This window comes from Spartobacteria bacterium UBA695 (genome assembly GCA_002298145.1).
Lineage (GTDB): Bacteria > Verrucomicrobiota > Verrucomicrobiia > Chthoniobacterales > Chthoniobacteraceae > UBA695.
On the sequence record DBMP01000006.1, the window covers coordinates 144968 to 157070 of the forward strand.

9 protein-coding genes are annotated in these 12103 nt (G+C 61.9%); 4 read left to right on the forward strand and 5 right to left on the reverse strand.

Features of this window, described 5'->3' with window-relative positions:
• The first annotated feature begins 58 nt into the window (after window positions 1-58).
• Window positions 59-1849, forward strand: a complete 1791-nt coding sequence (locus B2828_RS02515; protein ID WP_479632106.1) for an ABC transporter ATP-binding protein — start codon at window positions 59-61, stop codon at window positions 1847-1849.
• Window positions 1850-1865: 16 nt separating this feature from the next.
• Here B2828_RS02515 and B2828_RS02520 read toward each other — a convergent pair whose 3' ends face one another.
• Window positions 1866-2504 (reverse strand): hypothetical protein, encoded by a 639-nt coding sequence (locus B2828_RS02520; protein ID WP_479632107.1) that lies wholly within the window; start codon window positions 2502-2504, stop codon window positions 1866-1868.
• A gap of 43 nt (window positions 2505-2547) precedes the next feature.
• Here B2828_RS02520 and B2828_RS02525 point away from each other — a divergent pair, with 43 nt between their 5' ends.
• On the forward strand, window positions 2548-4155 hold the full coding sequence (locus tag B2828_RS02525) for a B12-binding domain-containing radical SAM protein (RefSeq protein WP_479632108.1): 1608 nt from the start codon (window positions 2548-2550) through the stop codon (window positions 4153-4155).
• Here the strand turns inward: B2828_RS02525 and B2828_RS02530 are convergent.
• The 4 genes from B2828_RS02530 to B2828_RS02545 form a co-directional block, all read right to left on the reverse strand.
• The gene (locus B2828_RS02530; protein WP_479632109.1) at window positions 4085-6478 is read right to left on the reverse strand and encodes a beta strand repeat-containing protein; all 2394 of its coding nucleotides are present in this window, start codon (window positions 6476-6478) and stop codon (window positions 4085-4087) included. The two genes, B2828_RS02525 and B2828_RS02530, sit on opposite strands and share 71 nt — an antisense overlap.
• A gap of 341 nt (window positions 6479-6819) precedes the next feature.
• Entirely contained in the window at window positions 6820-7695 is an 876-nt protein-coding gene (gene rfbD / locus B2828_RS02535; RefSeq protein WP_479632110.1) for a dTDP-4-dehydrorhamnose reductase, read from the reverse strand.
• Window positions 7692-8684, reverse strand: a complete 993-nt coding sequence (rfbB, locus tag B2828_RS02540) for a dTDP-glucose 4,6-dehydratase (RefSeq protein WP_479632288.1) — start codon at window positions 8682-8684, stop codon at window positions 7692-7694. The genes rfbD and rfbB overlap by 4 nt, the downstream gene beginning before the upstream one ends.
• 87 nt (window positions 8685-8771) lie before the next feature.
• Entirely contained in the window at window positions 8772-9386 is a 615-nt protein-coding gene (locus B2828_RS02545) for an HAD family hydrolase (RefSeq protein WP_479632111.1), read from the reverse strand.
• Between the two features lie 139 nt (window positions 9387-9525).
• Between B2828_RS02545 and B2828_RS02550 the strand changes: the two genes are divergently transcribed.
• Window positions 9526-10737, forward strand: coding sequence for a peptidoglycan recognition protein family protein (locus B2828_RS02550; RefSeq protein ID WP_479632112.1), 1212 nt, complete (start codon window positions 9526-9528; stop codon window positions 10735-10737).
• 227 nt (window positions 10738-10964) lie between these two features.
• Window positions 10965-11960: a type I glyceraldehyde-3-phosphate dehydrogenase gene (gene gap, locus B2828_RS02555; RefSeq protein WP_479632113.1), complete on the forward strand. Its 996-nt coding sequence runs from the start codon at window positions 10965-10967 to the stop codon at window positions 11958-11960.
• Window positions 11961-12103 lie beyond the last annotated feature (143 nt).

The window sequence follows — 12103 nt, forward strand, 5'->3', positions numbered from 1 at the left end:
TTTCGCTCAAGTTCCTATCAAGGCTTCACAACCTAATTCCACGACCTATTTCCTTTCCATGGAAGCAATCGCCTCCAAATCCATCGCCGAATTTCTTGAAAACCACTACTGTGGCGCCAAACCGTGGCGCACGGTCATCAGCCTTTACGGCAATAATGTCTGGAAACTGCTCTTAGCAGGCATTCTCTACGCCATTAAGGCCTCGCCGCTCTGGATCATGCCGGTAATCACGGCCAATGTGGTCAATCTGGTGCAGCACCCCGGGGAGCATCCCTTCCGCTCGCTGGCGCTCAACGGAGCAGTGGTCGCCCTGGCCCTGGTCCAGAACATCCCCATGCACTGGCTCTACCAGCGGGAAATCAGCAAAGTGGCCCGGAGCGTGGAGGCGGAGCTGCGGGCGGCGATTGTCCGGAAGTTCCAGCTGCTTTCGATCTCGTTTTTCAAGAACAGCCGCACCGGGGCGCTCCAGAGCAAGGTGCTGCGCGATGTGGAGGCGGTGGACCAGATGAGCCGCACACTTTTCGAAGGGGGCTACGGCGCGGCCACGGCCATTCTTTCCTCTGTGATCATCACCGCCATCCGCGCGCCCAAGTTTCTGCTGGTTTTCCTCATCATGGTGCCGGTGGCGTGCGGTTTGCGGATGTTTCTGACCGAGACACTGCGCAAGGGGAACCGGGAGTTTCGCCAAGAGGTGGAGACGATGGCAGCGCAGGTCAACGGGATGATCGAGATGATCCCGATTACCCGGGCCCACGCGGCGGAGGAGACGGAAATCGCCCGGGCGACGCGCAAGCTCGGCAAGGTGCAGGCCGCCGGGTTCCGGCTGGACCTGCAAAACGCGGTGTTCGGCGGGGTGACGTGGGTGGCCTTCAATATATTCAGCATGATGAGCGTGATTGTCGGCGGCTGGGCGGCGATCACGGGGGTGATCCCGCTCGGAGCGGGCGACGTGGTAATGGTTTCCTCCTTTTTCGTCTCGATCAGCAATTCGGTAATGATGCTCGCCAATATGATCCCGAGTATCACGCGCGGCTTCGAGTCGGTTCGCTCGATCGGCGAAGTGCTCGAATCGCCCGACCTGGAGCAGAATATCGGCAAGGCGGCGGTAACCTGCGTGGAGGGGGGCTTTCGATTTGAGAATGTTTCCTTTACCTACAAGGGGACGACGCGCGGCTCGCTGAACGATTTTTCCCTGGAGGTCAAGCCAGGCGAGACGCTCGCAGTGGTGGGCCCGAGCGGCGCGGGGAAATCGACCTTGATGAACCTGGTGCTCGGGTTCGACCGGCCCAGTTCGGGGCGGATTCTGCTCGACGGGCGCAATATGAACGACATCGACCTGCGCGGCTACCGGCGTTCGCTGGGCGTAGTAACGCAGGAGACCCTCCTTTTCCACGGCACGCTGCGGGACAACATTCTCTACGGCAGCCGGAACGTCTCCGACCAGGCGGTAATCACCGCGCTGGAGAATGCCAACGCACTGGAGTTCGTGAAAAAGCTGCCCGACGGCCTCAATACGATGATCGGCGACCGCGGAGCCCGGCTCTCGGGCGGCCAGAAGCAGCGGATCGCCATTGCCCGAGCGCTGATCCGCAATCCGCGCGTGCTGATTTTAGACGAAGCCACCTCGGCACTCGACACGGCTTCAGAAGCGGTGGTGCAGGCGGCGCTCGAACGGCTCATGCAGGGCCGGACGACCTTCGTGGTGGCCCACCGGCTCTCGACGGTTCGCAACGCCCAGCGCATCCTGGTGTTGCAGGACGGCAACATCGCGGAAATCGGCACCCCGGAGGAACTGATCGAGCGCAATGGACTTTATGCGAAGCTCTGCGCAATGCAGCGGGTGGGGTAAGGCTCGTACAATTCGTCTACGTCCGCGCCTCAAACTGCACCCCGCAGCCGGAGCATTTTACCCGAAGCGCGCCTTTGCCCGAGGGGAGGCGCAGTTTTTGACCACAGCTGGGGCAGGCCACGACATCGTAAACAGTTCCCGAGGCGGCCGCACCGGGCCGGGCCTGTCCGAAACCGCCCGCGGGGCGTCCCTGGCGTTGCTCCTCGGCACGGCGGCGGGCTTCGGCAATGAGAGGCGCCATACGGATGGCCAGCCGCTGCACCCAGCCCCGGATCGCCCCGCGCCAGCGCTCCAGCGGCAGCCGAGAGCGGAACCGCATAAAGAGCAGATAAAGCACGGTAATGAACGCGACGCCCAGAGCATCCCCGCGCCAGGCCGTAGCCGATTCGTACCCCGGCACGCGAGCCGAAATCTGCTGGGCCAGCTGCAACTGCCGCTGCGACAAACCGGCCGCCTTGCCGAAGGGATCAGAGAGGTAATCGCGAATAAAAAGCTCCATCGTCAGCGGCTTGCTCGGCTGCAATTCGCGCAAGGCCGACTCCAGTTCCCGGTGCATCGAGCCGAGCTGGCTGGTCTTCCACGCGAAAAGGAGCAGGCATAGCGCCAGAATAATGTAGGCCGGACGGATCGGCCGCTTGAAAAGGTTCATGGTCATAGGTAGATGAAAGCTCCCTTGAGGTAACCTCCTCCTCCGCAAAATGTCCACGCCAAAGCCGCCGCTTGCCTTGGACCCCGTTTTGCCGGACAAAGGAGCTGTGCCGCAGCCGATCCTCCTCACCACCCTCAACGCAAAGTACCTCCACAGCGCCTTCGGGCTGCGCTACCTCGCGGTCAATATGGGCGACCTCGCCGAACGGACGCGCATCGCCGAGTTCGACATCAACCAGCGACCAATGGAGATCCTGGAGCGCATTTTGGAGCACCGGCCCGCGCTCATCGGCCTGGGCGTCTACGTCTGGAACGCCCGGCAATGCCTGGAGCTGGTGCGGCTCCTCAAGCGGGTCGCGCCGGAGATCCCGCTCGTGCTCGGCGGGCCAGAGGTGAGCCACGAGGCCGACCGGCAGGAAATCTGCGCCCTGGCCGACCACATCGTCGCGGGCGAGGCCGACCTGACATTCCCGCAAATCTGCCGCGCGCTGCTGGAGCCCGGCGCAGCCCCCCTGCCCCGTTTCATCCAAGCCGAGCTGCCCGATCCGGCGGCGCTGCAAATGCCCTACGCGCTTTACGATGGCGACGACCTGGCCCACCGCGTCCTCTACGTGGAAGCCTCGCGCGGCTGCCCGTTCCGGTGCGAATTCTGCCTCTCGTCACTCGAAGCCCCCGTGCGGGCGTTCCCTCTGGAGCCGTTCCTGGCCGAAATGGAGACCCTTTACCGGCGGGGCGCGCGCCAGTTCAAGTTCGTCGACCGGACCTTCAATCTCCACATCCCCACCGCGCTGGCCATTCTCGACTTCTTCCACCAACGGCTGGACCCGGATTTGTTCCTGCACTTCGAGATCGTCCCGGACCGCGTCCCCGGCGAACTGCGCGGCGCGCTTTCCGCCTTCCCTCCCGGCTCGCTCCAGCTCGAAGCCGGGGTGCAGACCTTCAACCCCGCAGTGGCCGAGCGCATCCATCGCCGCCAGGATTACGCACGGCTGGAGGAAAACCTGGTCTGGTTATGCGATCATACCCACGCACACCTGCACGCCGACCTGATCGCGGGCCTCCCGGGCGAATCGCTGGAGAGCTTCGCCGCAGGGTTCGATCGCCTTCTCGCCCTGCGGCCCCATGAGATTCAGGTCGGCATCTTGAAGCGCTTGCGCGGCGCGCCCATCGCCCGGCACACCGCCGAGTGGGGCATGATCTACGCCGACGACGCCCCCTACGAACTGCTGGCCAACCGCGACCTTGATTTTTCCACCATGCAACGGCTACGCCGGTTCGCGAAATACTGGGACCACGCAGCCAACAGCGGCAATTTTCCCGGCACCGTCCAACGGCTCTGGGCAGCCGACGGCGCATCCCCCTTCCATGCCTTCATGGCCTTTACCGACTGGGCCTACGCGCGGCTCAAGCGCACCGATTCCATCAGCCTCGACACCTGGGCCCGCACGCTGGCCGAGTTTCTCAAAACCGTTTCCGGCCAGGACGAAGCCGAAATCCAGGCCACGCTTCGCGAGGATTTCGCGCGGTGCGGTCGTCGGGACGTACCCGCGTTTCTGGCCGCCGCGCGCCCCGCGAAAGCGGCCAACCTCAACAAGCGCCAGCAGCGCCACGGAGCCGGGCCAGCCCCGCAAGCAGGCCCATCGCCGTCAGCAGCATAATCCCCACCGAGGGCTCGGGCACCATCACCAACTCCAGATCGTTACTGGTGCCATTGGCATTGTAGACCAGGAGATACTGGGCGCCGTTGTAGAGAAAGGTATTGTTGGCAAGGCTCACGGCGGTGCCCGAGATCAGCAACCCGCCAAAGGTCCCGCTTATCGCCGAGCCCCCGTGGTTGCTGATGAGGACGAGCACGTCCCCGGCCTTCAGCGAGCCGTCCAGCACGAGATCCAGGATGCTCCCCGACTGCAACATCACCGACCCGCCTTGGATCACAATCTGGTCGTGGGCGGTGCTTGTGATTTGCAGGGAAACCTTCGCGCCGCTTTCAACAACGAGCCCTCCCGCAAGCGTAGCCGTTCCACTTTCCGGAGCCAGCACCCCCTCGTTGCGAATCGTCAGCGCACCGTTAATGACCCCCGTCCCGCTCAAGCGCCCCGTCACGCTCACCGGCCCGCTCAAAATACCGTTGTTGATCATCGTTCCATCGACCCCCACCGCCGCCGCCGAAGTGTTGCCCTCATTGACGTAGGAGGCTCCCACGCTCACACTCAACACCGCCGAGGAGGACACCTGTGCACCGCTCTTGACCGTGGCCGTGCCCGAGGCAACGCTGACATTGCCCGACACCGAGGTGGTCCCGGAGAAACAACTCGTACCACCAAGGCTGACCTGCCCAATGGTCAAGTGTCCCCCAATGGTCCCATCCGAGCCCGACACCGTTCCGGCAATGGTGCCGTTGCCAGCGAGTGTCGCGGCCAGCAAGTCGATCCCACCGCTGGCTGCCAAGTAGCCCGAAACCGAAAGCCCCGACTGGCTCACCACCGTCCTGCCCGAGTAGGTGTTGCTGCCGCTCAGAATCAAGATTCCCGGGCCGGAAACCTTCAGTGAGCCGGTTCCCGAGATATTCCCGGCAATCGTGCCGGTGGAATAAGTGGTGTATTCCATCACCCCACTATTGACGATGGAAAGCGTGGCGGCAGTGAAACTGACATCCCCGGTACCATCGCCCAGGCGCAGTGTTCCGCCGGAGACCACCAATCCCCCACCGAGCGTATTTTCGCCATTGGTGAGCTCCAACAGTCCATTGCCAGTCACCGCCAGCGTGCCCGAGCCCATGACCGCCGCCGAAGTCGAGACCGCGTAGCCCGCCGTGTTAAATGTACCGGTCACGCCCGCATCAACGTTCAAGCTGGCAAGCTGCAGCGCCCCGGAGACTCCCGCCAGCAAAGTAGAGTTTCCCGTGAAGCTGACGTCCCCCACTCCGAGCGCTTCAGCGTCACTAAAGCCGAGCGTTCCCTCGGCAATGCAAAGCGTGCCCGCGTAGGTCGAACTTTTGGAAAAAACCAGCGTCCCCGTGCCGATCTTGGTCAAGCTCGCTTGGCCACCCGTAAGCATTCCAGATACGGTTACTTGGTAATTCTGAGTATCAATCATCATATTACCGCTCGACGTGACGTTAATGCCGCCAGACAACACGGTCCCGGAGACCCCGGCCCGCAAGGTTCCCAAAGTGAAGGTCACTTTACTGCCTATGGCTCCAATGGCATCGTACTCAACCATGCCCCCCATGATTTTGGTCTCCGTCTGACTGTTCGCCCCATTGGTCAAAATCAACACACCCGATCCAATTTTGCTGAACGCGCCACCCGAGATCACCCCGCTAAACGTCGCGGTATTACCTAATGTATCCACGAGACAGGAAGTACCTATATTGCTCACCGCATTGGCGAGCGTTCCCGACACACCGGCCTGCACGGTGCAGGAAGAAGCAATGGTTAGGGTACCCGAACCAAAAGCGTTGAGATTATCGTAACGAATGATCCCCGAGCTGAGCAACGTTCCGCCGGAGTATGTATTGGAACCGCTCAAGATCACCGAGCCTTTGGTCTGCAGGCGACCCGTTCCGGAAAGAACGCCGGAGACGGTGAGCGTGCCGCCGTTTGTCTGAAAAATACAGGACGACGACGGGGCCAGCACGGTGTTGATAGCCCAGACAACGGCATTGGAGCCGCTGACCGCAATACTCCCCGTCAGCGTAATCGCGTGGCCGGAGAAATTCCACGCAGCCGAGGTGCTGCTAACGGCTACGTTGGATACAGTCAGCGACTTTATGTCATTGGAGTTGGTGGTTCCAGCCGAGCCCTTAAAGGAAAGCGCGACCGTCCCGGAGAGTGCGCTGGAGGGAGACCAGTTTCCAATGGTGCTCCACAAAGTACTGGAACCGCCGCCGGTCCAAGTCCAGGTGCTTACCGTCGCCGCGCTCGCTTTCCAAAAGCTGGCAAAAAGCCCGAGCGCGGCAAAAAGAACGTACAATTTCATAGGCATGCATGCGACATGCCACTTGTTGAGGCGAGCCGCCGCCTGGAGATGTCGGAAACAGCGGGCGTCCTGCCCTGGTGGCATCTCCTTTAGCCCGCGCGCGGTAGCCGCTCCATTGATGGGCGGTCCGATCCCCGGGTATGCATCGTTCGTTTCTTTTCATTGTCGCCAGCCTGGCTCAGAAAATGGGAACCCTGTCCCATGTTCTTTGCAAAAATGCTATTTTTTAAAAAAATTTACCTCCGTGGCCATGAAGGCGTTTTGCATAGCACTCGGTCATGGCCAGCGCAAGAATGCTTTTTCCAGAAGAAAGCCTCTCCCGCCCGGGAACCTTGGTAGGATCAACGTGCGCCGTAGTGTTGGCAAATATAATCCCGTACCGCCTCACGCCATGGGCGCGGCTCGACACCGGTTAGCCGAGCGAAGCGCCCGGTATCGAGCACGGTGTAGACCGGCCGCCGGGCGACAAAGGCCTTGAGGTCGGCCAGCGCCTGGAAATTTACGCTCCGAGCCCGGAGCGGGATGCCCGCCTCGGCAGCGCAGTCGAGCGCGTACTGGCCGTACTCCTGCCACGTACAGGCGCCGCTCTGGGCCAGGTGAATCAGCCCGCCCACCGGGTGATCCCAGAGGAGCGAGTGAAGCCAGCGAGCCAGATCGCCCGTGAAGGTCGGCGTGGACCACTTATCGCCGATAGCCTGCACCTGGTCGCTCTCGCGCGCCTGCCGGATCACCTGGTCGACAAAGCTCGGCCGATCGGGCCCGAACACCCACGAAACGCGCGCCGCCAGGTGCGCCGAGGAGGCGTCGAGAAGCTCGATCTCCCCCCGCCGCTTCGATTCCCCGTAAACGCTAATCGGGCACGCTTCGTCGGCCTCAACATAAGGCGAGCCTTTCGCGCCATCAAAAACATAGTCCGTGCTAATATGGATACAGCGCGCCTTGCGCCGTTCGCAGATGCGCCCCATAACGCCGACGGCCCGGGCGTTCACCGCATAGGCCTCCGGCGCGTGCTTTTCGCAGTAGTCCACCTGGGTCAGCGCGGCGCAGTTGACCAGCGCATCGAAATCAATCTCCTCCAGAGCCCGCTCCAGCGCCTCCGGCGAAGCGAGGTCCAGCGCCCCGTGATCAAAGCCGATCACCTCGGCATCGGCGGCGCAATAACGGGCCAGGGCCGCACCGAGCCGCCCGCCACTTCCCAGCACTACGAGTTTTCTCATTTTCCGCAGAGTCCCTTCTCCAGAAGCGGCCGCCACCAGGCCTCGTGGGCCACATACCAGTCAACCGTCGCCCGGATGCCCTCGTCCGGACGGTGCAGCGGCTTCCAACCCAGTTCGCGCTGGATCTTAGAAGCATCAATGGCGTAGCGGCGGTCGTGCCCGAGGCGGTCTTTCACAAACGAAATCAGGCTCTCCGGCTTGCCCAGCTGGGCGAGAATCCGCTTCACAACCTCAAGGTTTTGCAGCTCGCCCTCGCCTCCAATATTATAGACCTGCCCCGGGCGGCCTTCGAGCAGCACGGAGAAGACGGCCCGGCAGTGGTCCTCGACGTGGATCCAGTCGCGCACGTTCAAGCCATCGCCGTAGACCGGCAGCGGCTCGTCGCGCAGAGCGTTGAGGATCATCAGCGGGATCAGCTTTTCGGGGAACTGGTAGGGCCCATAGTTGTTAGAGCAGCGCGTCACCATTACCTCCAGACCGAAGGTCTTGTGGAAGGCCAAAGCGAGAAGATCGGCCCCGGCCTTGCTGGCGCTGTAGGGGGAACTCGGGTCGAGCGGCGTCGTTTCGGTAAATTTCCCCTCAGGCCCCAGCGAACCGTAAACCTCGTCGGTGGAAATCTGCACAAAGCGCTGAACACCGTGGCGGCGAGCGCACTCCAGCATAATGGAGGTGCCGAGCACATTAGTGTGGGCGAAATTGCCCGGAGCGTCGATCGAGCGGTCCACGTGGCTCTCCGCGGCGAAGTTAATGACCCCGTAGTACGGGTGCTTCTCCATAAGCGCGTCGATCTGCTGGGCATTGGCAATATCCGCCTGGAAAAACTCGTAACGCCCGGCGTACTTCGCGCCGAGCCCGGCCACGTTGGAGGGCGAACCGGCATAAGTCAGCGCATCAACATTGGTCACTTGGGCCGGCCCGTAATGCTCTAGAATATAGCGGATGAAATTCGAGCCAATGAAGCCGCAGCCTCCCGTGATGAGCAATCGCATAACGCCCGAAACGATAACGCACGGGAAGGCGCGGATGCGAGCGGTATTTTCCACTACCCGAAGCACATGGAAAAGGCGAGAGTGGTACTATTCCTCCAGCCCCTGAACGCCGAGCGCCTTCAGCCGCGCCACAAAATCCGCGTGCCGGTTGTGGTCATACTGGATGGCGACGAAACCGGCTGCACTCGCCCCGGCGACATTCGCCGCGAGGTCGTCCACGTAGACCGTCCGCGCCGGGTCCACGCCGAATTTCTCGATCGCTTTCTCAAAAATCATCCGTTCCGGCTTCATGCAACCGGCCAGGTGCGAATAGACCGAGCCGCTGAAGTGGGAAAACACCGGGTACTTGGCCTCGAAGTAATTCGCGTGGATGTCGCTGGTATTCGAGAGCAGATAAAGCGGGTAGCGGGCGCGCAACCGGCCAATGAGCCGATTCATGGGCGGGTTTTCCTCAAAAATATCCTCCCACGCGGCCACGAAGTCCCCCTCCGTCCCCCGGTAACGAAGGAGCGCCATCGCCTTCTCCAAAAACTCCGGGCGCTTTAGGCGACCCGACTCGTAAAGGCACGTCAGGTTATGGGCCTCGGGCGGGAGCTGCGTAAACGGGTCCACACACTCGGCGGCAATGCGCCGAATCGCCCGGTTGAAGTCAAACGGGATGATCACATTGCCAATATCGAAAATAAACGAAGCGACGGACATGACCCTCCAAGCCTACCGTGGGCGGCGGAATTTTCCAAGCAGTCAAATGTGTCATCCCCGCTTGCTTCAACGGCGGCATTTGCTACGGTCGGGGACCGTGTTTATCTCCCGACGTTTTGTGGCCGCCCTTATGATAAGTGTGGCACTAGGTTTCCTCCCCCGCTCCACCCCGGCCGCCGATGCGGATGCCAGCCCGACGCCGAAGGCCCACTCCGCCAAAAAGGCCTCCCCGTCCCCCTCGCCCGCCAAAAAATCGCACAAATCCTCCGACGCCTCCGCTTCAGAGAAAAAGTCGGCCACCTCCAAACCGTCCCCCTCCCCTTCGCCCAAAAAGAGCCCGTCCGACACCCCCAAAAAAGCCGACGCGCCTAAAGACACCCCCAAAAAGTCCGAGAAAACCGAGAAATCCGACACCTCCGACGACAAACCCGCCAAAAAGAAATCCAAGGCCAAGCCAAAGCCCGCAACCCAGAAGCGCCAGCGCTCCAAACAAGGCAACTCCGACTCCAAGAACGCCGAACCGGCCCCCAAACGCCATTCCGAACCGGAGCCAGAAAAGAAACCCGAGCCCAAAGCCGAGCGGAGCGAAAAACCCGAGGCCCCTCAGAAACCCGCGCAACGCCCCCCGGCCACCGCCGCCCTCCCCACCCCCTTCCCAAACTCCCCGGAGTCGCCCAAAACCGGCCTCACCGCCACCCGCAACACCCCGCCCATCCTGCCCGACAACGTCGTCATTACCAAATCAGGCGTCCAGGAGGAGGAACCGGCCGAGGAACCCGAGCAGGAACCGGCCCCCAAAACCCGCTGGTGGTGGCCCTTTGGCGGGAGCACCCAGCATTATAGGTATCTCTCCCGTTCCGTACGGGAAGCCATCGACGACGCCCACGTCGCCCGGCACCGCTGGCGCTACATCGTCGTCCACAACTCCGGCACCCGCCAGGGCAGCGCCAAAGCCTTCGACTACTACCACAAGCACGTCCGCAAAATGCCCAACGGCCTCGCCTACCACTTCGTCATCGGCAACGGCACCTCCACCCCGAACGGCTCCATCGAGATCGGCCCGCGCTGGATCAACCAGCTCAACGGCGGCCACGTCCACTCAGACTACCTCAACAGCATCGCCCTGGGCGTCTGCCTCGTAGGCGACTACAATAAAGACACCCCCACCCGGGAGCAGCTCGAAGCCCTCGACGAGCTCGTCCGCTACCTGCGCAAACGCGTCGGCAAAACCGACCACCACCTCGCCGTCGTCAAACCCCACCGGGACATCAACCCACCCCAGTGGCCCACCGACTGCCCCGGCGACCGCTTCCCCTACCGGTGGCTGGGCGATAAATTCAACGACCAGTAGCAGCCCGGGCACCCTCCCTGGGCCCCCCACCGAGCGCCCCCGCCCTCGCCGGGGAAGTGTGCATTTTTTGCCACCACCCCCATAGCCGCTAAAAAAACGGCTAATTTCAGACATTTTCTCTTACCGTGGAATCCCGGATAAACCTGAGAGAAAGTTTGGTTTGACGCTGTGGCGGAACCCCCATTAACCTGAGGGTTCTTAATTCAACCAACACCGTAATTATTTCTATGGCAAAGTTTGGCATCAATGGCTTCGGGCGCATCGGCCGCAACGTTTTGCGCGCAATGACTCCCGCCCAGGTCGAAAACGTAGTCGCGATCAACGACCTCACCGACACTAAAACCCTCGCTCACCTTCTCAAGTGGGACTCCGTGCATGGCAAGTTCGACGGGGAAATCGGCTATGACGCCGAGTACCTCATCGTCCGCGGCCACAAAATCAAGATCCTCAAGGAGCGCGATCCCGCAAAGCTTCCCTGGGGCGAGCTCGGCGTCGACGTCGTCCTCGAATCCACCGGCTTCTTCACCGCTCGCGACAAAGCGGCCCTCCACATCCAGGGCGGCGCCAAGCGCGTTCTGATCAGCGCTCCCGCGAAGAACCCTGACGCCACGATCGTTTTCGGCGTCAACGACAGCATTTACGACCCGGCCAAGCACTTCATCGTCTCCAACGCCAGCTGCACGACGAACTGCCTCGCCCCGCTCGTCAAGGTCCTCAACAACACCTTCGGCATCGTCCAAGGCTTCATGAGCACCATTCACAGCTACACGAACGACCAGCGCATCCTCGACCTCCCGCACGAAGACCTGCGCCGCGCCCGTTCCGCCGCCATCAACATCGTGCCTTCCTCCACCGGCGCCGCCAAGGCGATCGGCGAAGTCATCCCCGAACTCAAGGGCAAGCTCAACGGCGGATCCTTCCGCGTGCCGACCCCCGATGGTTCCGTGACCGACTTCGTGGTTGAACTCAAGAACCCGGCCACCGTTGAAACCATCAACGCCGCGTTCAAGGCCGCCGCTGAAGGCGACCTGAAGGGCATCCTCGAATACAGCGACGAGCCCCTCGTCCTCCAGGACATCGTTGGCAACCGCCACTCGTCCATCTTCGACAGCCAGCTCACCATGACCCTCGGCGACAAGTTCGTGAAGGTCGTCTCCTGGTACGACAACGAATGGGGCTATTCCAACCGTTGCGTCCAGGGCCTCGAGCTCCTCGGCAAGTAATTTTAAAGCCCTCGCGGCTTTGAATTACCGACGGCGGCGCCGACCGCCGGAGACAAAGTTTTCTTTGTCTTAAAGTCCTTCACTGGCCGGGATTCGGCGATCCCGGCCAGACCTCTTCCTTCAGGTTCCGTAAACGGAGGGGA